At 40.0% G+C, this 23,035-nt stretch carries 25 protein-coding genes; 19 read left to right on the top strand and 6 right to left on the bottom strand.

Features of this window, described 5'->3' with window-relative positions:
- Positions 1-458 precede the first annotated feature (458 nt).
- The 4 genes from ACYVIL_RS18060 to ACYVIL_RS18075 form a co-directional block, all read right to left on the bottom strand.
- Positions 459-905, bottom strand: a complete 447-nt coding sequence (locus tag ACYVIL_RS18060; protein ID WP_460313940.1) for a hypothetical protein — start codon at positions 903-905, stop codon at positions 459-461.
- The gene (locus ACYVIL_RS18065; RefSeq protein WP_460313942.1) at positions 906-2,030 is read right to left on the bottom strand and encodes a hypothetical protein; all 1,125 of its coding nucleotides are present in this window, start codon (positions 2,028-2,030) and stop codon (positions 906-908) included.
- 325 nt (positions 2,031-2,355) lie between these two features.
- On the bottom strand, positions 2,356-3,624 hold the full coding sequence (locus tag ACYVIL_RS18070) for a putative bifunctional diguanylate cyclase/phosphodiesterase (protein WP_460313944.1): 1,269 nt from the start codon (positions 3,622-3,624) through the stop codon (positions 2,356-2,358).
- Entirely contained in the window at positions 3,578-4,312 is a 735-nt protein-coding gene (locus ACYVIL_RS18075; RefSeq protein WP_460313946.1) for a HAMP domain-containing protein, read from the bottom strand. The genes ACYVIL_RS18070 and ACYVIL_RS18075 overlap by 47 nt, the downstream gene beginning before the upstream one ends.
- Before the next feature lie 633 nt (positions 4,313-4,945).
- Between ACYVIL_RS18075 and ACYVIL_RS18080 the strand changes: the two genes are divergently transcribed.
- Positions 4,946-5,464: a hypothetical protein gene (locus tag ACYVIL_RS18080; protein WP_460313948.1), complete on the top strand. Its 519-nt coding sequence runs from the start codon at positions 4,946-4,948 to the stop codon at positions 5,462-5,464.
- Between the two features lie 23 nt (positions 5,465-5,487).
- Here ACYVIL_RS18080 and ACYVIL_RS18085 read toward each other — a convergent pair whose 3' ends face one another.
- Positions 5,488-6,123, bottom strand: a complete 636-nt coding sequence (locus tag ACYVIL_RS18085; protein WP_460313950.1) for a 4'-phosphopantetheinyl transferase family protein — start codon at positions 6,121-6,123, stop codon at positions 5,488-5,490.
- Positions 6,113-6,553, bottom strand: a complete 441-nt coding sequence (locus ACYVIL_RS18090; RefSeq protein ID WP_303475823.1) for an excinuclease ATPase subunit — start codon at positions 6,551-6,553, stop codon at positions 6,113-6,115. The genes ACYVIL_RS18085 and ACYVIL_RS18090 overlap by 11 nt, the downstream gene beginning before the upstream one ends.
- A 217-nt stretch (positions 6,554-6,770) precedes the next feature.
- On the opposite strand from ACYVIL_RS18090, the gene ACYVIL_RS18095 reads away from it, so the two are divergent.
- The 18 genes from ACYVIL_RS18095 to ACYVIL_RS18180 all read left to right on the top strand — a co-directional run bounded on the left by ACYVIL_RS18095 (position 6,771) and on the right by ACYVIL_RS18180 (position 23,012).
- On the top strand, positions 6,771-7,514 hold the full coding sequence (locus ACYVIL_RS18095; protein WP_460313953.1) for a beta-ketoacyl synthase chain length factor: 744 nt from the start codon (positions 6,771-6,773) through the stop codon (positions 7,512-7,514).
- A complete protein-coding gene (locus tag ACYVIL_RS18100) occupies positions 7,504-8,283 on the top strand; it encodes a lysophospholipid acyltransferase family protein (protein ID WP_460313955.1) in 780 nt (259 codons plus the stop codon). The genes ACYVIL_RS18095 and ACYVIL_RS18100 overlap by 11 nt, the downstream gene beginning before the upstream one ends.
- A complete protein-coding gene (locus tag ACYVIL_RS18105; protein WP_303475814.1) occupies positions 8,264-8,524 on the top strand; it encodes a phosphopantetheine-binding protein in 261 nt (86 codons plus the stop codon). The genes ACYVIL_RS18100 and ACYVIL_RS18105 overlap by 20 nt, the downstream gene beginning before the upstream one ends.
- 14 nt (positions 8,525-8,538) lie before the next feature.
- Positions 8,539-8,787 (top strand): acyl carrier protein, encoded by a 249-nt coding sequence (locus ACYVIL_RS18110; RefSeq protein ID WP_303475811.1) that lies wholly within the window; start codon positions 8,539-8,541, stop codon positions 8,785-8,787.
- Between the two features lie 3 nt (positions 8,788-8,790).
- Positions 8,791-9,333: a COG4648 family protein gene (locus tag ACYVIL_RS18115; RefSeq protein WP_460313957.1), complete on the top strand. Its 543-nt coding sequence runs from the start codon at positions 8,791-8,793 to the stop codon at positions 9,331-9,333.
- 1 nt (position 9,334) lies between these two features.
- The gene (locus tag ACYVIL_RS18120) at positions 9,335-11,035 is read left to right on the top strand and encodes an AMP-binding protein (protein ID WP_460313959.1); all 1,701 of its coding nucleotides are present in this window, start codon (positions 9,335-9,337) and stop codon (positions 11,033-11,035) included.
- Positions 11,013-11,774 carry a glycosyltransferase family 2 protein gene (locus tag ACYVIL_RS18125; RefSeq protein ID WP_303475802.1) on the top strand — a complete coding sequence of 254 codons (762 nt, stop codon included), beginning with the start codon at positions 11,013-11,015 and terminating at the stop codon, positions 11,772-11,774. Before ACYVIL_RS18120 ends, ACYVIL_RS18125 begins: the two co-directional genes overlap by 23 nt.
- Entirely contained in the window at positions 11,775-12,710 is a 936-nt protein-coding gene (locus ACYVIL_RS18130) for an LpxL/LpxP family acyltransferase (RefSeq protein ID WP_460313961.1), read from the top strand. It begins immediately after the preceding gene.
- 60 nt (positions 12,711-12,770) lie between these two features.
- On the top strand, positions 12,771-13,178 hold the full coding sequence (locus ACYVIL_RS18135; protein WP_368411652.1) for an acyl-CoA thioesterase: 408 nt from the start codon (positions 12,771-12,773) through the stop codon (positions 13,176-13,178).
- Positions 13,175-13,756 carry an outer membrane lipoprotein carrier protein LolA gene (locus ACYVIL_RS18140; RefSeq protein WP_460313963.1) on the top strand — a complete coding sequence of 194 codons (582 nt, stop codon included), beginning with the start codon at positions 13,175-13,177 and terminating at the stop codon, positions 13,754-13,756. The genes ACYVIL_RS18135 and ACYVIL_RS18140 overlap by 4 nt, the downstream gene beginning before the upstream one ends.
- The gene (locus ACYVIL_RS18145; RefSeq protein WP_460313965.1) at positions 13,753-16,065 is read left to right on the top strand and encodes an MMPL family transporter; all 2,313 of its coding nucleotides are present in this window, start codon (positions 13,753-13,755) and stop codon (positions 16,063-16,065) included. Before ACYVIL_RS18140 ends, ACYVIL_RS18145 begins: the two co-directional genes overlap by 4 nt.
- A gap of 69 nt (positions 16,066-16,134) precedes the next feature.
- Positions 16,135-17,358, top strand: coding sequence for an NAD(P)/FAD-dependent oxidoreductase (locus ACYVIL_RS18150; protein ID WP_460314058.1), 1,224 nt, complete (start codon positions 16,135-16,137; stop codon positions 17,356-17,358).
- Positions 17,343-17,891, top strand: a complete 549-nt coding sequence (locus tag ACYVIL_RS18155) for a DUF3261 domain-containing protein (RefSeq protein ID WP_460313967.1) — start codon at positions 17,343-17,345, stop codon at positions 17,889-17,891. Before ACYVIL_RS18150 ends, ACYVIL_RS18155 begins: the two co-directional genes overlap by 16 nt.
- Entirely contained in the window at positions 17,888-19,075 is a 1,188-nt protein-coding gene (locus ACYVIL_RS18160) for a beta-ketoacyl-[acyl-carrier-protein] synthase family protein (RefSeq protein ID WP_460313969.1), read from the top strand. The genes ACYVIL_RS18155 and ACYVIL_RS18160 overlap by 4 nt, the downstream gene beginning before the upstream one ends.
- A gap of 1 nt (position 19,076) precedes the next feature.
- A complete protein-coding gene (locus ACYVIL_RS18165) occupies positions 19,077-19,526 on the top strand; it encodes an ApeP family dehydratase (RefSeq protein WP_460313971.1) in 450 nt (149 codons plus the stop codon).
- Complete coding sequence (fabG, locus tag ACYVIL_RS18170) at positions 19,523-20,248, top strand: 3-oxoacyl-ACP reductase FabG (protein ID WP_303475784.1); 726 nt, start codon at positions 19,523-19,525, stop codon at positions 20,246-20,248. The genes ACYVIL_RS18165 and fabG overlap by 4 nt, the downstream gene beginning before the upstream one ends.
- On the top strand, positions 20,248-21,474 hold the full coding sequence (locus ACYVIL_RS18175; protein WP_303475781.1) for a beta-ketoacyl-ACP synthase: 1,227 nt from the start codon (positions 20,248-20,250) through the stop codon (positions 21,472-21,474). Before fabG ends, ACYVIL_RS18175 begins: the two co-directional genes overlap by 1 nt.
- A gap of 59 nt (positions 21,475-21,533) precedes the next feature.
- On the top strand, positions 21,534-23,012 hold the full coding sequence (locus ACYVIL_RS18180; RefSeq protein ID WP_460313973.1) for a multiheme c-type cytochrome: 1,479 nt from the start codon (positions 21,534-21,536) through the stop codon (positions 23,010-23,012).
- Positions 23,013-23,035: the final 23 nt, after the last annotated feature.

A 23,035-nucleotide genomic window follows, 5' to 3' on the forward strand; every position in this document is an offset into this window, starting at 1 on the left:
AAACTCTTGAATATTCAATAATGTCATCTTAGGTGCCTGTTTTGGTGTTTTTTTATTTTTTGGTAGAAACAAAATAACGCAATTACAGGCACTTATCTTCTTTATTTGTGGGGATCCCTCAGGCTTCAGCCCGTGGAAAAGGCGCACTGGCATAAATTCCAGCCTACATTCTTAATGGTGTAGCTCGGGCTTTAGCCCGTGTAAAAGGCGCACTGGCATAAATTCCAGCCTACATTCTTAACGGTGTAGTTCGGGCTTTAGTCCGTGGAATGGTTTATGACTTGATTAATTATCTCAAGGGGCATAGTGGCGGGTAGCGGCTTTCAAAGCGCAGTATAGAAAAGTTATGCTCAGGGGCTCTCAGATAATAAATCTTGCCTCGTGCCAACACCATTTACAAAGCTAAATCGCAATGTAACTACTGATAATGACTATCTTTGGTGTATAGCTCGAGAGTCTTAAGGATATATAATCGTTAGGCCGTCTGGTATCTCTGTATCAGGTGGAAGATATGTTATGGCACTCTCTGTTTTTAATAGGTATTCTAGCGCCTTTTGAGGTGTTTCTAATTCCATAGGCGGCTTACTTCTACCTGTAAACTTCATTTGCGCCCAATAAGCCTGAATACGAGATTCAGTAAGCCCTACAATTTTTGTATTAAATTCAATTCTCAATTGATTGCCTGAAGGTAAGTTGACGGCTTTAAACTTATTGCTTAGGGATCCTCCCATAAATATGTGTCTAATTTGTTGTTTACTTAAAGTTAATTCTTTGTCTTGGGTATTAATAACAATGATAAAATCAGGATCTTGGTCTTCAGCATGGGCTTTTACACCCAATAGACAAGAAAGTATTAAAAGTAGCAATGCTACATAGATGATGTGTGGTGTTGGTATAGGTCTCATTTAAAACACCCACTCTAAACCAACAAGGTACAAATTAGACTTACCGTCGAAGGTCGTATTTTCATCCGTGTCGAAAAAAGAATTAGAACCGTTATCTTCTTCGATGGTTGTAAATTCTGCCTTCAGAGCGAGGTTTGATAGTACGTCCCACCTTGCTCCAAGAGTCCAACTTTGCATATCTGTTGCTGCTGAGGTAAGAAAAATATTGTTGTACGCTTCCGCCAATTGGTCTAAGCCAGGATCGTATCCAATAGGTATCTCCTGTAATGGTGATTTAACCTCCCCTTTACTATCAGCAAAGGTTAAATGAAAGGTAAAATGTGCGTAATTAAACCCACCAGTAACGTAATAACTTTGAATTTTCGGTATGAAATCTAGGTCGGTTTCAATATTGACCCATTCAGATCTAATAAAATAATCTAAATTGTCGTAAACAATTCCAATTTGCTGAACTTTAGCTACTCCTTTAGTGTCAAGAGAGTCAGCACTTTGAACAAAGTTGAGGTTATAAAGTGTTTGTTGAAACTCAGTTACTTCACTAATATTTAACCCTAAATTCCCCTGATAATGTGCGATCCTAAATTCAAAGTTATTTTTGTTTAGCTTGCCGATTAGTCCTCGCAAATTACGGGCAGTAAAACCTGTTTGATTGTTATTGAATTCAACGTCACCATCTTCTTGACCTATGTAGGCTTCAATACTTAATTCAACATTACCGGTATTAAATTTGTAAATTAAATCTGCTCCCTCAAAGGTGCGGAACAAAAAGTTATCGTAAACTTGGTAAGGAAGATTTATCCAAGGATAAGCAAAGCCAACGTCAGTGTAATCGCTCATTGAGAAAAAGGGAGCGCGTAATTTACCGAATTTGATTTGTAGGTTATCTGTTGCTTGGTAGGTTAAATAAAGCCATTCGATGCCTGAGTCTTTATCCTTATCGGCTCTTGCTATAAGTTGCGTTGTAGCGGACCACTTATCACTAAATTGATATTCAGCTTGTAAAGCGATTAAACTGGATGGCTCGAAACTGATACTATCATCATAACCTTTGAAATCAGTATTCTCTTCATCTAAGTATCCGGCAATAACCCTAGCATAGCCAGAAAAATTAAGTTCATTCGCCATGAGTGGTAAATGACTAATTGAAAGAAATAATATAAAAAATTTTAAAATAATAGGTCGCATCAACAAGTTCTATCCCTAGTCATTTCCGTTTTTGTATGGTTAACGTATTGATTCAATAGTAAGTCTAAACTATCTAAAACAAAGAGCTCTTTCAATTTTCCTTCAAATCATTCTTCAATTATCTACTATTATCTTAAAAAATATGTAAATTTGTTTCATTTAAATGATCAAGTTCAAAGGTGTAAATCATTCCGTTTAATCGGAGGAGTTGGGTGATTTAATTTTTATTAACTATTCAATTCAAACCTATAAAACGAGTAATCATTTAATATTCAATAACGCAAATTTCCTGAAACAATCTTTGTGCGTTTTCAAAGGCATCAGGAAGTTTGGCTAATGGCATTGGTTTTGCGAAATAATACCCCTGCATTTCATCACTGCCATTCAAAATTAAGTAATTCGCTTGATCAGCGGTTTCTACCCCCTCACTACAAATTTGTAACCCGAGCCTATGACCCAAATCTAAAATGGTTTGTAAGACTACGGTGTCTTTGCCCGAGCTATCGTGCTGCATTACAAACATTCGATCAATTTTCAGCGTGTCTATTTCAATTTTTGTCAGGTAACTAAGGGAAGAATACCCTGTACCAAAATCATCTAAGGCGATGGAACCACCCATTTTTCTGATATTGCTGAAGAACTGATTAGCACTATCAAAATTTTCAAGGTAACTCGATTCTGTCATTTCAAATTGAATATTTTGAATATTCACATTATATATAGATAGATTCTTTTTAATAAAATGGATGAAATTGCGGTCTTGTAAATCGTGGCTTGATATATTCAAAGATACAACCAAATCATGGTCAACCAGGCTCTGTAACACACTCATATCCTGAAACACTTTTTCCACTAGCCAGCGGGTAATCGCTTTCACTTTACCGCCTTGTTCTGCGATAGGTATAAATTCGGCAGGTGATATGTTGCCCAACTCATCATTTTTCCAGCGCAACAGTGCCTCTAAACCCTTTATTGAACCTTGGGAGGAGATTTTCAGTTGGTAATGAATGTCAAATTCGTCTTTCGCAATGGCATTTGTAATAAGATTGGCTATTTGTACTTTTCTGCGGTTTTCCTCTAACATTCTTTTGTGGAAAACAGTGTAAGAGCCTTTGCCTTTTTCCTTTGATGCGTACATAGCAATATCAGCGTTACTGATAAATGTATTAATATCAAACTCTGCGTCAGTGGCTTTAGCGATACCAATACTCACACCCGTTTGAATATCCCAACTGTTAATCTCGATGGGGGTTAACATTCCCTCGATTATACGATTGGCAATATTTACAGCTATCAGCGAATTATTTAGATGTGGGATCATAATCAAAAACTCATCGCCACCTAAACGCGCTAAAATATCACCCGGTCGAAGAAAGCTTTTGACTTTAGTCGCTACCGCTTTAAGTAATAAATCGCCAGTTTCGTGACCTAAGGTGTCGTTAACTCCCTTAAAACCATCAACGTCGAAAAACATGATCGCTAAATCTTCATTTTCTCTCTGACTTCTGGCTAATTCTAGTTTTAATATTTCCATAAAAAAACATACGGTTAGGTAAGCCAGTTAAGGTGTCATAATTAGCCAAATGTTGCATAGAGTTTTGTTGCTCAATCAACTTCTCTGTGTTTTGTTGATTGGTTTTTATCTCTGCATTTATGGTTCCTAAGAGCTTGTTAATGTTGCGACCCAATTCTGATACTTCGTCATTACCTGTCACTTTATACTTCAAGTTATAATCAGTGGTTTTTTCCACTTTTTTCGTAAACTTAGTAAGGTTTAGTAGCGGCTTAAATAATTGCTGATACCTTAAAAAGGATATGATCATTGCCAAAGCGACCACTAATATAACGAACGGAATGGCACTATAAAAAAGGCTTTTTTTGCTTTCCCTTAAGGGCCGCTGATAATCTTGAACGATTAATAAAAAACCTACCGGTAGTTTTTCCTCGCCAATGGTTTTTATTACCGTTAAGCCTTCATCGGTAATGGTAACCTCTCGGGGTAAATTCTGTGGAGAGACGGAAGTTAATTCAGGTGTAAAGTTTTTTAAATTAAGGTAGTCGGGGTGCACATAATATTGAATGATATTCCAATTAGCATCAAATACATTCACAAACTTGATATGTTCGTAACGATCAAGTCCAAGCAATTCAGTGGTTAATGAAAAAAACACTTCGCCTTCATCGTCATCTTCGGTGAATATTGACAGAATATTGTCTGCCATAACCGACTACATGGCGTCTAAGTTTTGTTCTACGGATTTTCGATAAAGATTTTCGTGTTCATTTATGGCTAAAAAGAAAACTGAAACTGAGCTAATTAAAATTGAAATGACAATGATAATAACAAACTTGAATCTGATACTATAGAACATCTAGCGGGCTCCCTGCCTTTTCAAATTTAAAATAAGCGAATAGGATAGTCACTTTGGTTTATAGCTAAGTTCAGACTAGATAACATAATGCCATGCACTAAAAGTATCACTAATTCAAACTTCGAATTAATACAAATTTTGTTAAGTTAGGTGGAAAAGTAATTGTATTTTAGAACAAATTTTTACTAGATGCTACACGCTTTCATTACGCTTAGTTATATTAATCTTGAGAAAAATGCTTGATGGAGCGATTAGCATCAACATCTCTATGTGGGGGACCTGGTTTTTGACCCACTTTTTTTAGGGTTATTTTTATACTCTGTCTAATTTGGCTTGTCGATTCTGGTCAAAGTAGAGCAGAGCGTAAGATAAACTTCATTATCAAGATGATTGCTTTTGCCGAGATTTATCATCTTGAAAGTTAACTTACCAAACATTAAAGGTGTTTTGGATTTCAATATAAACGATTTTAAAGAGGATTTAATGGCTTCACCTAAATTTCATAATGCGGCTCGTAAATACCACAGATGGCTAGGCTTTTTTTTAGCAGGCATAATGGCAATTTATGCCGTAAGTGGCACCTTGCTGATATTCCGTAAAACAGATTTTTTAAAGTATCCGCAAGTAGAGCAGCGCCAGTTAGATAAAGGTTTGAGTGGCAAAGCTTTAGCTAAGCATATTGGTATTAAAGGATTTAGTGTAGAACGCGAAGCCGATGGTTTGGTGATTTTCAATCAGGGGCAATATAACAAGCAAACGGGACAAGCCACTATTCATAAAATGGATTATCCAGCCCCCCTAGCTAAACTGGTTAAATTGCATAAGGCGACAACAGGTAGCCCACTGTTTTTCCTGAATATTAGCTTTGGTGTGGGATTGTTGTTCTTTGTTATTTCGGCATTTTTAATGTTTATGCCGAAATTGCCTATGTTTAAAAGCGGCGTTAAAATTGCTGCTGCAGGAGCATTGTTTGCAATTTTAGTCGTTATATTTGGATCTTAGTCAATCCCTTCCTAGCGGGGTATTTAGTTTTTCCTTAAAATAATTATTCGAGCAAAAAGTGCATCACTATGGTCAATTAGGTCTAAGTGATGCATTTCATTATTTTCGATGGAAATATTTATCGGGCTAAAACTCTTCTGTGAATCTGCATCTAAGGATTTAAAAAAAGCTTCTTTTGCACACCAAATGCGATAAAAGTAGCTTTGCTTTTCCATTTCCTTGAGTCTTTGCAAATGAAGATATTCAGTCTTAGTCATAAATAACTTAGCCATTTGTAACAGGTTTTTTCTCGCTTTATATTGTTCCAGATCGATCCCTATTGGAAAGTGCGAAACTGCAAAATTAATGACGTTATTACTGTGGGATAAACTGTAATTTAATGATACTGGTAAATTAGTAACTACCGGAAGTGTGTTTGCGCTATCGACTATTGACCAATAATCAAGCGGGACATCAAAAACTTGGCTAAACGCGCTTCGAATAAGTGCTCTGCTATAGAGGTATTCTCGTTGTTTTTTTGTATGGCTAAGGTTATTTAGCCTTATGTATTCCGATGGAGATAAATATTGTAGAACGGTTGATTCGATATCTTGTTGCTGATTTTCAACTCTGGTTTCCCAAAGTTGAAAATCGACATCTTTTTTGAAATTAATTTGCAAGTTCTACCACTTCACCCATCAAGGCTACACCTGCAACAAATGCACCCGCATGGCATTCATATTCTGTTTCACTAACCACTGTATTCTTTTTATAATAGCTGGCTATATTGATCACGGCGTTACCACCTTCCTTTTTGGCTCGCTCTTGCAAGGTTAATAGCGCTGACAACAACACCCATTGGCAAGCTTCATCATCGCTTTTATTAAACGCATTGGTTTTTTTATTTGTCGGGTAACTGCCTAAGCTTTTTTTCACTTCACCATGTGCCTGCTCGCCAAAATAAAGAGCAATATTAGGATCTAACCTCTGTTTAAAATCAGCTGATTCCATCGCTTCTTGAATTGAATACATATGTTTGGTGTCTCGCGCCATCGTATTTGACGCCATTAGTATCAAAGATAAACCTACTACAATGTTAAAAATTTTCATGTTGTCCTAATCTCCATTTGGGTTATTTTCGGATGTTTAATTACACAGTCACAGTGAAATCCCTGACTTACCGCGAAAGGTTAATTAGAAAGGAATTCACCGTCAACTGTTTCACTCCAATAAACTTTCTGCACTTCGTTGCAATAATGAGTCAGTGAAGTAAAATGCTGGCGAAAAATGACTAATTTACTTGCGATAACTGCACACGGAGATTTATTTGGCGGGTTTTACGTTAGAAGCATGGACAGCGCTAGCTCCATCTCTGGAAACTAAAGAGGATTGGACTAAGTGGTTATCTGAAAATACTGATATTGCGGAACATCAATTGAAGGTTAACTTGAAACATGTACCTATGATGTTGCGACGACGCTTCAACACCTTGGGTAAATGTGCCATGGGTGCCATTCACCAGTTGGGGCTTGAAGATCCTAATATTCCTTGTGTTTTTGCCTCGCAACATGGTGACACTAAACTCACACTCTCATTGTTAGAGGGGATTGGTAAACATGATGATATGTCACCAACGGGGTTTAGTTTAGCGGTACACAATGCCGTCAGCGGCTTGTTTTCAATTATTCATCATAACAATCGTGAAATAACCGCGATAGCAGCTATGCAAGGTTTGATTGCCAGTGCTTTGTTTGAAGCTATCGGCCAATTGCAAATATCCGAAAAAGTCCTTTGTATTGTTTACGACATGCCTTTGCCTTCGTTGTATCAACCATTCAGTCAAAGCTCGGAATTTCCCTATGCTTTAGCATTGGTGTTGAGTCGAGACAACGAAAATTCATTATCATTTACCTATCAAAAAGAGGGGGAGGCTGGTCAACATTTGTATTCGAATCCGAAAAGTGAATTACAAGGATTTATGGCATTTTTACTTGACCAATCCGATGGTTATCAATGTCGAATGAATGGCTCCACATGGGCACTACAAAAGACCGTTAATCATGCTGGCTAAATTAAATTTTGCGTGGCGTTGGTTTGCCACTGCTTTTAGTTTTTTTGTGTTCGGCGTTGGGGGGATTATCATCCCGGTTATTGTGGTGCCTGTCTTATTTTTATTACCTGGTACTCGATTAAAAAGAGAAGCGAGAGGTCAGAAATTTATTCATATAGCCTTCTCATCCTTTATTAAGTTAATGAGATTCTTAGGGGTATTAACTTATGAAATTCACGGAGCGAAAGAACTCAGACAGGCTAAGTTAGTACTTGCTAATCATCCAACTTTATTGGATGTCGTGTTTTTAATTGCACTTATCCCCAACGCTAACTGTGTGGTAAAAGGTGCATTATTGCGTAATCCGTTTATGCGCGGGGCCATTCGAGCTGCGGGGTATACCATTAATAATGGTGAAGCAAATGATGTTCTCATTGATGCAAAAGAAGTGTTTAATAAACAACAAATTATGATTGTATTTCCAGAAGGGACTCGAAGTGTTCCGGGGAAGTCCCTTCAATTAAAGCGCGGAGCAGCTAATATTGCTATCAGAACCAATGTTGATATAACACCGGTCATAATTAGTTGTGAGCCTATATCACTTACTAAGCAAGATAAGTGGTATCATATCCCGTCAAGTCCCATGCATTTTAATATATCGGCAAATCCAATAATTAAAGTGAGTGACTTTCAGTTATCAAATAGCACAAAAAATGCGAGGTTGCTGACTGATTATTTAACTAAATATTTTAATGCTGAGGTTGGAGTTAATGACAGCGTTGCAAACTGAATTAAAAGAAATGATTATAGAATGTCTTGATCTTGAAGATGTAGAAGCAGAAGAAATTGATAATGACGATCCATTATTTGTTGATGGTCTCGGACTGGATTCTATTGATGCATTAGAAATAGGATTGGCGCTACAAAAACGCTATGGAATTAAACTTGATTCGAATTCGGAAGAAACCCGAGCTCACTTCGCCAATGTGAATGCCTTGGCTGACTTAGTAAAAAATCACAGAACAATATAAAGTAAGTCGATATTATGAAAAAACAGGAAGATACTTTTCAAAAAGTTGTTGCGCTTTTTGAGGAACTATTTGAATTGGAACCAGCTAAGGTCACCCCAGAATCAAATTTGTACGAAGACCTTGATATAGATAGTATTGATGCCGTCGATTTGGTCGTAGAGCTACGCAAAATGACAGGTATCAAAATAAAACCAGAGGATTTTAAATCTGTTAGAACCGTAAATGATATTGTTGAACAGGTAAATAAATTAACGGCCGAATAACTGATGAAAAAACTTTTAACCTTAGTGGTTATTATATTGAGTATCAGTTATCCATTTGTTGTTTATTTCGGGTTACAGAAAATTGAAGGGAAATGGTTGATTCCTTTTGTGTTTTCAATACTAGCTCTGCGTTGGTGTGCATCTGGAGAGTCCTCAGAACGTAACGTCATTCTAATCACGTTATTAGTAATGGGATGTGTCATCATGTTTGCAGGCCAACAACTTGGCCTGAAGTTTTATCCGGTTATGATGAATTTGAGTTTTTTTGTATTGTTTGCTGGCAGTCTTTTTACCGCCACTCCTATCGTCGAAAAGTTCGCACGTTTAAAAGAACCTGAATTACCCAATAAAGCTGTCGTTTATACTCGCAAGGTCACAGTCGCTTGGAGCATATTTTTTGTCTTTAATGGCTCAATAGCGTGTTTTACTGCGCTATTTTCAACGGATGAAGTTTGGATGTTATACAACGGGCTAGTCGCATATGTGCTAATGGGGATCTTGGGTATTTCTGAATGGCTTATTAGGCAACACGTTATTAAGGCCTAGTATGTCAAAAAAGTTTTCTTTATCAAATTGGACAGAATCACGTCCTTATCAAAACGTTGCAATCCGTTGTGGAAACGAATTAACCTGCGAAGATTTTAAAGCTAACGTTTATCGTTGGCATCAGACGTTGTCACAATATGTGGGGCAACGTTGGGTTGTATATCACAGCGATCCTTTCGAATTCTTATCCATTGTTTATGCACTTTGGTATCTCAAAAGAGTTGCTTGTGTTCCTGGCGATAACCGTCCAGCCACAATCTCTCGATTACTAAATGACGCAGATGGCGGCGTTGGTGAAATGGAGAATAGCATTACTCTGCTGCCCGCAGGCCAGAATGCAGAAACCCTTAACTTTCATTTTACCGGCATTGATAAAGAACAAGTGGCAGTAGAATTGTATACTTCGGGTTCCAGTGGTGAGCCCAAGGCAATAGCGAAAACCATCGGCCAACTCGAGAGCGAATTACAAAGCCTAGAACAGCAGTTTCCTGCTGTTCCCGGAGCTAGGATATTGTCTACCGTTAGCCATCAACATTTATACGGGTTGACCTTTCGGTTATTGCGTCCTTTTAGCTCAGGCCAACCATTTTTAACTGAATTATGTGAGTACACCGAAGATATATTCAATAACGCTCAACACTTAACTCAATATGTGCTTGTTGCCAGTCCCTCTCATATTTCCCGGGTAAACGAACTCTTAGCTTGGTCATCAATGAAGGCAGAATGTTTAAACATTTTTTCAGCCGCTGCGCCGTTGAAAAAAGCCGATGCATTGCGTATGAGTAAATTGCTAAATGCACCTTTGGTGGAAATTTATGGTAGTTCCGAGACTGGGGTGATTGCGTGGCGAAAGCAAACCGAGTCAAAAGGAGAAGCTCGTTGGCAGTGCGTACCTGATGTTTCTTTTGAAATTGAACAACAGGACTTGGTTAAGGTTTGCTCTGACTTCGTGGATAAGTCTTCTCCCTATCTCAACGATCAGCTAAAAATTCACCCTGATGGTAGTTTTGAATTAAAAGGCAGATCAGATCTCATTGTCAAAATCGAGGGAAAACGAGTTTCTTTGAATGCCATTGAAAGTGTATTGAGCCAACATGAATGGGTTTCAGAAGCGAAAGCTTTTTCCATTGCTCGCAAACGAACTGAAGTTGCAGTTGTATTAATACTCAGTGAAACCGGGCAAATACAATTAATGCACTGTGGCCGCCCCAAGGTCATTAAAACATTACGCACTTTATTGCTGCAAAGTTTTGAAACAATCGTAGTGCCCAGACGTTGGCGATTTGTTGATACAATGCCTTATAATTCGCAAGGTAAGATCACTTTGGCTTCCTTGCAAGCTTTAATGGAGCAGCCTGCCTTGCTTAAATGGCCAATTATTAAATCTATTGATAAAGACACAGCAGAAGTAAAGATTGCTTGTGTTATGCCTAAAGAACTCGTTTATTTTGACGGCCATTTTGAACAAGCCCCTATTTTACCGGGTGTTGTGCAGGTGCACTGGGCGCAAAAATATGCTGCAGAGTATTTTGTTATTTCAGGTCGTTTTAGTCATTTAGAGGTGATTAAGTTTTCGGGTGTTATTCAGCCTGAAGATAAGATAGATCTGGTGTTAGTGTTTAATTCCCAAAAGCAGAAAGTCAGTTTCTCTTATCGCTCAGATAAGGGGCTTCACTCAAGTGGACGAATTTGTTTTGCGTAACGCTGAATTTAAACCTGCTATTTTAATCCCAGTGTACAACCATGAAGTGGCTGTTGTCGGTACCTTGAGTGACGTGCTGAGGTTTGGTTATCCTGTGTTACTCGTTGATGATGGTAGTCATGAAGCTTGTGCTACAGTGCTTCGGCAATTAGCTGAACAATATAGTCAACAAGTGACATTATTATCGTTACCGCAAAATGGTGGAAAGGGGCATGCTGTGAAGTCTGGCCTGCGTCATTTAGCTAAAATGGGGTTTAGTCACGGCTTGCAGGTCGATGCTGATGGCCAGCATAATTTAGCCGATATTCCTGAGTTTATGGAGACCGGTGAACATCATCCTAAAGCTCTCATTGCTGGTTATCCTCAGTACGATGAAACAATTTCTAAAGGTCGGTACTATGGCCGCTATCTAACCCATGTATGGGTGTGGATTAACACACTTTCTTTTACAATCAAAGATAGTATGTGCGGATTCAGGTTATATCCAGTCAATCAATTTAATCAGCTGTTGGAAAAAAATCCTTGCGGTAATCGCATGGACTTTGACACTGAAATTATCGTCCGCTGGTTATGGCAAAATGGACAGATAATTAACTTACAAACCAAAGTCAACTATCCAACTGACGGCGTTTCTCACTTTAATTTAGTCCACGATAATGTGTTAATAAGCTGGATGCATACACGACTATTCTTTGGAATGCTTGTGCGTTTGCCTAAGCTATTATGGCAGAAATTTTAAATGCAAAAGAATATTACCCATTGGACCCAGGTTCAGGAAAACGGCACCGTATTAGGGATTAAGATTTTACTCTTTATCTATCGTTTATTTGGTAGAACAGTGTTTAGCGTAATACTTTTGCCAGTTATGGCGTATTACTATTTAACCAATAAAACAGCGAGGCACTCGTCGCAACAATACCTTAGTTACTTGAAACCATTTTTACCCCCTGATCAATTCTCACAGTTAAATAGTTTTAAGCATTTCATCTCGTTTGGGAACATGTTGTTAGACAAATTATTAGTTTGGATGGGACGAATAACCCCTGACGCAATTGTATTCGAGACTCCTTCAGTGGTTGATAGCATCAAAGCATCAGGTCAGGGGGCCTTAATAGTGGTGTCCCATTTAGGCAATATTGAAGTCTGTAATGCCCTGCGGCAAAAACTCGATGAAGTGAAATTAACCATTCTTGTGAATACCGAACACGCCGAAAAGATTAATTCACTTATGCAGCAATTAGACAGTAATTCCCATGCGGAATTGCTGCAAGTCAATGACTTATCACCAGCCACCGCCATGATGTTAGCTGAGCGAGTGGCACGGGGAGAGCTGATTGTCATTGCCGGTGATCGCACACCAGAGCATGCTGGACGAATATCTAAGGTGGACTTTTTAGGTAAACCTGCTCATTTACCCCAAGGAGCATTCATTTTAGCGAGTTTGTTAAAATGTCCTGTCTATCTGTTATTTTGTTTAAAGCAGCGAAAAAACTATCATATTTATGTGGAAAAATTTTCGGAGCAACTAAAGTTTGCTCGTAAAGAACGTCAACAACAATTAGATTTAGTGGTTCAAAATTATGCAAATAGATTACAACATTACTGCATAAAAGCGCCTTTGCAGTGGTTTAACTTTTTTCCTTTCTGGCTATCGGATAATAAAACACCTAAATAATAACTGCTAAGCAATAGTGCAGGTTTAACCGGCACGAGTGATTTAACAAGGAACACCCAAATGATAGAAGCCCAGGTCGAAATTAGCATACCTTTTCATGATATCGATGTGATGCGCATAGCTTGGCATGGGCACTATGTTAAGTATCTTGAAATTGCGCGCTGTGCGTTGTTTGATAAAATGGCTTACAACTTTCCTGAAATGGAGCAGTCGGGTTACGCTTGGCCTGTCATCGACCTGCACATTCGTTATGCATCGGCTCTGAGTTTTCAACAACAAATTATCGTTAAAGCAAAAATAGTGGAATGGGAAAATAGGTTAAAAATAAACTATCAAATTGTTGATAAGGAATCGGGTAAACGCCTTACTAAAGCATCTACGGTGCAAGTGGCAGTGGAAATTGAAAGCAAAGAAATGATGTTTGAGTCACCCCCAATATTATTTGAAAAATTGGGACTCTCAAAATGAAAAACACCCTATTAGTGTGCTTCTTTATTAGTAGCTTTACTTTTTGGCCGAACAACGTACTGGCTCAATTTGATATTAACGCCCTCAATGCTATTTCAAGTTCCCCTGAATTTTTGCAAGGACAGTTTGTACAGCAAAAGTATCTGAACGACTTTGATGTGAGCCTCGAATCGACAGGTGAATTTGACTACCTTCAGGGGCAAGTTGTTCACTGGCATACACTCTCTCCGATTCAAAACTTAGTGACAATGACACCATCTAGCATTGTAAGTCACCAAGATGACGTGGAAGTGATGAGCTTGCAAGCGGAATCTAATCCTGTTGTTACCTTGTTAAGTGAAGTGTTCTTTTCAGTCTTGACTTCAGAATGGCAAAAGTTAGAAAACTACTTTGAGTTAAGCGGTGAAATTGACCAGCAAACTTGGTCGGTGTCGTTAACGCCAAAAGACACAGCCCTTGCGCAAGCCATTAGTCATGTTGAATTGAAAGGTGATATCTATTTACGTTATTTAAAGTTCTATGAAAGTAACGGCGATTACACTGAAATTCAATTCGACCAATTGAGACAACATAAGTGAAATTTAATTGGCAAAAGGCGGCAGCCTTAATTTGGACTGTGGTGATTGTTAGCCTAATGGTTTGGACGTTCAGTCGTCCACTGGCATTCGATTCAAGTATTATGTCACTGTTGCCAAAATCAGAACAACAACCCCTTGCTCAGCAAGCAATTGAGCAAACGTCAGCCAGATTTTCCAAACGTCTATTATTGTTACTTAGCGGTGAAGATGAAACTAAGATCATCCAATCTGTGTCTGCTTTAGCCCAAAATTTAACGGCTTTATCACCGGTGTCTGAGGTGCGCTGGCAAGTTGAGAATAACCAGCTGGCAGATTTACGGAACGAACTTTTTTCTTATCGTTTTGTATTACTCGATTCTGCTAGTCATGCAGACTTACAGGCTGCGAATTATGAGAAATTTGAGCGGCGTACGTTGGCGAACCTTTTTAGCCCTGTTAATGCCAGCAAGGTCGAGCTAATTGAAGATCCTTTTGGCTTTTACGGACAGCTTAGTCAACAGCAAACCATTGATATCAACATTCAAATTAGTCATTCTTTTCTTAAGGTTAAAAACACAGTTCTGCCAACTTACTTACTCTTAGTCACGTTTAACCAAGAACCTTATTCGTTGCCCATACAAGAAACGGTGATGGGGTTTATATCAGAACAACGTCAGGCATTAGCAGAGAATAATATTTCATTGACCAGCTCAGGAATGATTTTACACGCTGCGGCTGGAGCAGATCAGGCAAGGACGGAAATCTCAAGTATCGGTATAGGCTCGCTGATTGGCATTATTCTCATACTGCTAATTGTATTTCGTCGTTTCAAACCGATTTTGCTGATGTTACTTCCTGTATCTATTGGCTGCTTAAGTGCTATTGCAATCACCCTATTGGTTTTTGAACATGTGCATTTAATCACTCTTGCCTTCGGTGCGGGGTTGGTGGGAGTATCTATCGATTACGCTTTGCATTTTGTCTGTGAAAGGCAATACTTTGATTCACATAAAGTGCTCGCTAAAATTTTACCAGGGTTGCTTCTTGGTCTATTGTCCAGTGTTTTAGCTTATGCAGTGCAAGCATTTGCACCTTTTCCAGGGTTGCAGCAAATGGCTGTGTTCTCCGTCGTTGGCTTAATTACTTCCTGGCTGACCGTGGTCTTGCTGTTCCCTGTTTTAACCATGCAAGATGCCAAAATGAGTTTACCCCTTGCAGACAAATTGTTCCTGCTACGTAATAAAATTCCTCGCTTTAGTACTCATCCAGTGAGTTTGGTGTTGTTATTGGCAATAACAGTGGTTGCCCTTGTCATTGTATTCAAAGGTGCTGCACAAGATGATATACGGCTTCTTCAGACTTCACCTGCATCATTACTTAAGCAAGAAAAGGCCATCCAGGCCATGCTTGGCACAAATAGCAGCACACAGTTTATACTTGTAAAAGGGCAAACTGTTGAGGCTTGTTTACTCAAAGAACAGCAGCTATTTACGCAATTAAGTGCGTTACGCCAAGACAAAGTTATACCGAGTTTTCAAGGTTTATCGACCCATCTACCGGCAAAATCCACGCAACTTCAAAACTATGAGTTAGTGGCAAATCTTTATGGTGAAAAACTACCTGAACTGTTTAAAAAGCTAAAGTTTGATGAGAGTAAGTTAGTCGCCGCTTACCAGGCTTTTCGTCAAGCTGATGGCCAAGTACTCACCCTTGAACGTTGGTTGGAAATGGAAAACAGTGCGCCATGGCAAGATTTATTAGTCAATGATGAGTTTAACAACAGTGCAACCATTATTCGCTTTTCTGGCTATCTTAACCAGCAAGCTAAATCAAACATAGAGCAACTGATTGGGGCAGACGAAGACCTTATATTAATTGACCAAGTCAGTAATATTTCAGATGTGATGCAACAGTACAGAGTACAAGTTACCCAGTTGGTTTTATTGGCTTATGTGATTGTTTTGTTCATTCTAGTATGGCGATACCGCTGGCAGGTATGGCGAGTAGTCTTACCTCCTTTTTTAGGATCGATTTTGGCCTTGGCAAGCATCACCTTAATTGAAGGTGGGATGAACATGTTTCATTTGTTAGCCCTTATTTTAGTGTTAGGCATTGGTTTGGATATGGGCATTTTTATGGCAGAGTCGGGGGAGAGTAAACATACTTGGTTAGCTGTCTCCTTGTCTAGCTTTACAAGCTTGTTAGCATTTGGTTTGCTGGCTTGGAGCAACACCCCAGTGTTACATCACTTTGGCTTGACTGTGCTCATCGGTTTAACCCTTGTTTGGTTAATCACGCCTGCTATGCGCGTGCAAAAACACAATATTTAGATTTTAAGATGATAAAAGTTCACTCAATATTAATTAAAACAATGGAGATATTCGGTAGTGCAAAATAAAATGGATACATTCGATATTGTAGTTATAGGTGCAGGACCTGCTGGAGCGGTTTCGTCAGCGCTACTGAATCAAAAAGGGTATCGAGTTTTAGTATTAGAAAGACAGCACTTTCCGCGCTTTTCCATTGGCGAAAGTTTGTTGCCGCAATGTATGACATACTTGGAACAGGCGGGCATGTTGGAGGCAGTGGAGAACGCCAATTTCCAGCATAAAAATGGTGCAGCCTTTTGTCGTGGGGACCAATATGAATATTTTGATTTCCGCGAAAAGTTCTCAGACGGTTGGGGGACGACCTTTCAAGTACAACGAGAATCATTTGATAAAATACTCGCCGATGAATCTGCCAAACAAGGGGTAACCTTTCGTTACGGGCACACACTCACTGCGTGTAACACCAAAGGCCAATTGAGTATACTTAGTGTTGAAACTGATAGCGGGGAAAACTATCAAGTTCAAGGGCGCTTTGTGTTGGATGCCAGTGGCTTCGGCCGTGTATTGCCTAAGCTATTGAATTTGGAAAAACCATCAACCTTAGGCACACGAAAGTCTATCTTTACCCACATCAAAGATAATATTGATGCCCCTGAGTTTGATCGTAATAAGATTCTTATTACCGTTCATCCGCAATACAGCGATGTTTGGTTTTGGTTAATCCCTTTTAGTAACGGCAGAGCTTCTGTTGGCGTGGTGATCCCGCCAGCACTTTTAGAGACGATGACGAGAAGCCCTGGAGAATGTTTACAACAGTTAATTTCAGAAGCGGGTAAATTAGCCGAGTTTCTCAAAAATGCCGAGTTTGATACCGAATTTCGCACTTTGGGCAGTTATTCTTGTGACGTCACTAGCTTATATGGTGAAAATTATGCATTGCTGGGTAATGCAGGAGAGTTCTTAGACCCTATTTTTTCATCAGGCGTTACTATAGCGTTGACCTCTGCCAGTTTGGCTGCAGAGGCTGTTGATAGGCAACTGCGTGGTTTGCAACCCGACTGGGAAGAGGAATACGCGCAAAAATTAAAGGTGGGAGTGAAAACCTTTAAGGAATTCGTTGAAGGATGGTATGACGAGCGTTTTCAAGATGTGGTTTTCTCAAATCAGAAAAGCGGCAATATCACACGCATGATCAGTTCTATTTTGGCTGGTTACGCCTGGGACACTAAAAACCCTTATGTGCATAATCCAAGCCGACTAACGACTTTGGCACAAATATGTCAAAACGACTGATTTTTGTTCTCTGTCTGAGCCTCATGTTGGGGGCATGCAGCCTGTTCAATAGTAGCGCGAAGCGGGCATTTCCTTTGCTGTTGTTACCGCCAGTAGATGGACCTGAATCGGCGGTTTATAAACAACGTTTAGCACTGAAATCTAAAACTAATAATAGCAAGTTGCTAGTGGTATTGAAGATTGAAAAATCGGAAATTAAATTACGCGGACTGTTGCCAACTGGTCAGTCTTTGTACGCGATGCAATATGATGGCGAGAAGTTAAGTCAGCAAAGTCTTGGTGACAACAAACTGCCTGCTCAAGAGGTGCTGAGCATGTTACAATTTGCCCTTTGGCCCGAACAGGCTTTACATAAATTCTACCAGCCCGATAAAGGATGGTTATTAGAAATTAAGCCCGAATATCGTACGTTGTCACTTGATGGAATGATTAAATTAAGAGTGGATTATTTGGCTAATCATCAGTTGATATTAGAAAACTATGCCCATCAATACACTGTGGAAATTGAAACCTTGGAGTACAAAAGGTTGTGATACAGGATAAATGTTACCTCAATGCTTTAGGAATATTATGTGCCGCTGGAAATAATGGTGACGAGGTAAAGCGTAATCTGCAGACAGGTAATGTCAATTTAACAAAGTCGGATCGTTATCATCGAGGTCCGGCGCTTCCTCTTGGTTTGATTGAAGGGAAACTACCTGAAATCCCATTAACACATAAAAAATGGCACAGTCGCAATAACCAATGTGCCTACGCAGCACTTCAGCAAATAAGAACACAAGTTGATCATGCTATCAGGCAATTTGGTGAACATCGTGTTGCCGTTATTATTGGTACAAGTACATCGGGGATTGCTGAAAGTGAGCAAGCAATTGAACAGTGGGTGACAACGGATACCCTTCCTGAATCTTATGATTATGGTTTGCAAGAAATGGGCGCTCCAGCACAATTTATTGCTGAAATAATAGGTGCTCGAGGACCTGTATACGGAATATCAACGGCCTGTTCTTCAGGAGCTAAGGCCTTAGCCACTGCTCGTAGGCTTTTATCTGCTGGGTTATGCGATGCGGTTATTGCAGGTGGTGTTGATACTATGTGTCAACTCACTGTTCAAGGATTCAGTTCTTTACAAGCAGTGAGTGAGGACATTTGCAATCCTTTCAGTGTCAATCGAAAAGGGATTAATATTGGTGAAGGAGCGGGGCTATTTCTAGTTAGCCGGCAGAAAATTGGCGTCGAATTGCTCGGTGCAGGTGAAAGTAGTGATGCTCATCATATTTCAGCCCCAGACCCGGCAGGCAAGGGGGCAATCCAATGTATGCAAAAAGCCCTTGAAGATGCTCAATTAGACCCAACTCAGGTTGACTATATTAATCTTCATGGCACTGCAACCGAGCTTAATGACCAGATGGAATCGGTAGCTGTTAATGCTATCTTTTCTACTAATGTGTTGTGCAGTTCTACCAAGCCATTTACCGGGCACACTCTCGGTGCCGCTGGTGCGGTTGAAGCGGGAATTTGTTGGTTGATGCTAGCAGATGAAAGTACACAACCCTTTATGCCAGCCCACTTATGGGACAAGCAAGCCGATCCAGAGTTGCCCCAGTTATATTTCGCTGACCGAAATTGCCAACAACCTACATCCATAAATTATGTGTTGAGTAATTCATTTGCCTTTGGCGGCAATAATATTTCCTTGATATTAGGGCGGGCTTGATATGGAAACTTATAATATTTCTGAGTTTGTGCCTCACTCGGGTAGAATGAGCTTGTTAGATGAAGTGCTTGAATTTGGTGATGGCTGGTTAAAAGCACGGTTACAAATTAAACCTGAATCCATGTTTGTTGAAAAACAAGGGGTTTCAGCAGTCGTCGGTATTGAGTATTTAGCGCAAGGTATAGCCGCTTATGCAGGCAGTAAGGAACGGCAATCTGGATTAAAACCTAAGTTAGGATTTTTATTAGGCTGTCGAAAATACCAATCCAGTGTTGACTATTTTCCTGTTGGTAGTGTGTTGACCATTGAAGTGCAATTGGAAATGGAAGCAGACAACGGCTTAAACGTATTTAATGCAGTATTGCGCGGCAATGGTTTTGAGGCATCGGCAAAGCTGAATGTGTTCCAGCCTGACGATGCCGAAGCATTTTTAAAAGGAGAGTCACAATGACGGATACGGTACTAGTAACGGGATCTAGTCGGGGTATTGGTAAAGCCATTGCTTTAAGGCTTGCTAAACAAGGTTTTGATATTGTGGTCCATTGCCGCGATAACGTAAAACTTGCTGAAGAAGTGGTTGAGCAAATAATTGACATGGGTCGTAGTGCTAGAATTATTTGTTTTGACATCGCAGATCGGCAGCAAGCTAAGCAAGTGTTGGAACAGGATGTTGAAGAATATGGGGCATACTACGGTGTTGTATGTAACGCCTCTATCGCCAGAGATAATGCCTTTCCTGCAATGCCAGCCGAAGAGTGGGACTTAGTTGTCCACACTAATCTAGATGGATTCTACAATGTCTTATACCCTGTAGTTATGCCTATGATTCGACGCCGTAAATCTGGCAGAATCGTTACGCTGTCGTCTGTTTCAGGAGAAATGGGAAATCGTGGTCAAGTTAATTACAGTGCATCGAAAGCTGGAATTATTGGTGCTACCAAGGCCTTAGCGGTAGAATTAGCAAAACGTAAAATAACCGTAAATTGTGTAGCTCCCGGTGTCATCGATACTGAAATGACCGAAGGTTTACATATGGATGAAGCAATGAAAATGATCCCAATGCAGCGCATGGGGAAAGTGGAAGAAGTGGCGGCCGCAGTCGGGTTTTTGATGTCTGAAGATGCAGGTTATGTCACTCGACAGGTAATCTCTGTCAATGGTGGAATGTATTAATGAATCGAGTTGTCGTAACAGGAATTGCAGGTTTTTCGCCGATTGGAAACGACTGGGAAACCATCTTTGGTCGGTTAAAGTCGGGTGAAACCGGGATTGTGCAAATGCCCGAATGGGATATTTATGAAGGGTTGAATACCCGACTGGGTGCTAAGGTCGATTTTAGCGTACCTGCCCATTATTCTAGAAAAGATTTACGTAGTATGGGGCGAGTCGCGCAACTTGCGGTGGTCAGTTCTGAAAATGCCTTAATTGATGCAGACTTGCTTAATGCGGATGTATTAACCAGTGGCCAAACGGGCGTTTCTTACGGTTCATCTGCTGGGGACACAGGAGCTATTGCCGATTTTGGAAACATGTTGCTGCACAATAACTGTGATGGTTTGAATGCCAATACCTACATCAAAATGATGTCCCACACCTCACCGGTAAATATCGGTATATATTTTGGGTTGAAAGGCCGAGTTTATACTACTTCTAGTGCCTGTACTTCAGCTAGTATGGGGATCGGGCAAGGTTATGAAGCAATTAAATTTGGTCAACAAAAAGTGATGTTGGCGGGTGGTTGTGAACATTTGTGTGCAACCGAAGCTGCGGTATTTGATACGCTTTATGCAACGAGCACAAAGAATGATACTCCACAGCAAACCCCCAGACCTTTTGATAAAGATCGAGATGGTTTGGTGATCGGAGAAGGCGCATGCACCTTGGTGCTAGAAGAATATGAGCATGCTATGCAGCGCGGTGCAAATATCTATGCCGAACTGGTGGGTTTTGGTACTAATTCAGATGGCCAGCATATTACTCAACCTTCAGCGAAAACCATGGAGCAAGTCATTCGCTTATCCCTTGAAGACGCGGGGCTTTCTCCACAGCAAATTGGTTATATAAGCGCTCACGGTACCGCGACAGATCGTGGTGATATTGCTGAAACTCAAGCCACATCAGCTGTATTTGGCAAACATACTCCCATCAGTTCACTGAAAAGCTATACCGGACATACCTTAGGTGCGTGCGGAGGATTGGAGGCTTGGGTCGCGATTGAAATGATGCGTAACAACTGGTTTCATCCTACAGCTAACCTTGAACATGTTGATGATAGTTGTGGTGAGTTAGATTATATTGTGCAGCAAGGAAGAGAGTTCGAAACCGATTACATTATGAGTAACAATTTTGCCTTTGGTGGAATTAATACTTCTCTTATTTTTAAGCGTTGGAACGCTTAATTAAATTAAGGTAAAGGCACTGCTGACTTACTATGTGTTAGTAACAGTAATTAGGAATTATGGGACTTAAATCATTCTTATCTATTTTTATTGGCTTAATCGTTGCGGCGGTGGCCTTGGTTTGGTTTAGTCAAGAAAACTATGACGATGTTTTTCATGCCGAGTACGTGGGAAGCGAAGTGTGTGGTGATTGCCATATTATTAATTATGACGCATGGTTGAAATCGCCCCATCACAATATTACGCATGCGCCCAGTGAAAGTACGGTGGTGGGAAATTTCAATAATGGTACGTTTTACTTAAATACCGACCCCAATAAAACCAGTCCAGCGGTGAAATCTTTCCGTCAAGGTGATGAATTCTATTTAGCTCTTAAGGATATTGATTCAGAAAACTACAAGCCGTTTAAAATCGATAAAGTGATCGGTTATCAGTATCGACAAACCTATCTGACTCAAGAGGATGGTGGGGTATTAAGGCGTTTACCTGTGCAATGGTCTGTGGCCAGAGGTGAGTTTTTTGCTTATTGGAACGAGCAGGAACAAAGCCCAGAAACAGTCCATGACTTATGGGAGCAAATGAAACCACTGAATTCAGCTTGGAATTTATATTGCGCCCGTTGTCATACCACCAACTTACAACAAATAAGTAAAGACAGGGCTCATACCGTTGCTAATGTTAAGTGGACCGAGGATGGGGTTGGATGTGAGGTCTGTCATGGACCTGGCAGTGAGCATGTTGATTATATGCAAGATAAACCGATTAACCGTATGATGTCTTTGGTTAATCTAAAATTATTCAATGAACCTGTTCCCTACATCATGAACGCCGCGGATCATTCGCAAGGCGTTGCATTGAGTGTTTGTGCTCGTTGTCACGGGGCTGACATTTTACGTAAACGCATGGATGCATACCGTACTTATTCTCCAGGTTATGATCATGCTGGTAATTTAAATGATTTATCCGAATACTTTACCGAAGCTGAGACAGTTCCTGGTCGTACTTTTCCAACACTACAAGTTTGGCCTGATGGTCGTCCCAAAGGGTTAGGAACATTGTTTCGTTCCTTTGCCGACTCTGCACATTACGAACAAACTGATATGCGATGCTATGACTGCCATGATCCCCATGACAATAAACAGCCTGCTAAATTTGGAATTTTAGAAGCTTCCGAAGTCAGTAATCAGTTCTGTTTAGACTGCCACCAACCCATACAACAAAATTTGGCAACTCACACCAGGCATGCGCCAAATACTAAAGGTTCTTTTTGTTATGATTGCCACATGCCCAAAAACTTGCTGAATCAGGTGTCTGGAATAGATTACTTCGTGCGCAGTCATAATGTTGGCACTATTCCCAATCCGCTATTATCAGCCAAAATGGGGTTAGCCAACTCTCCGAATGCATGTAACGAATGTCATACTCAACAAACTGCTGAATGGGCAGTGGAAAAAATGCGCGCATGGGGAATGGATGGGCATTTAGTCGATACTGATTTGCATTTAAATCGAAATGCTCATTCTGATATCACCCACTAACCCCGTTATTTGCATCTATGAAT

The organism is Aliiglaciecola aliphaticivorans, assembly GCF_054782055.1.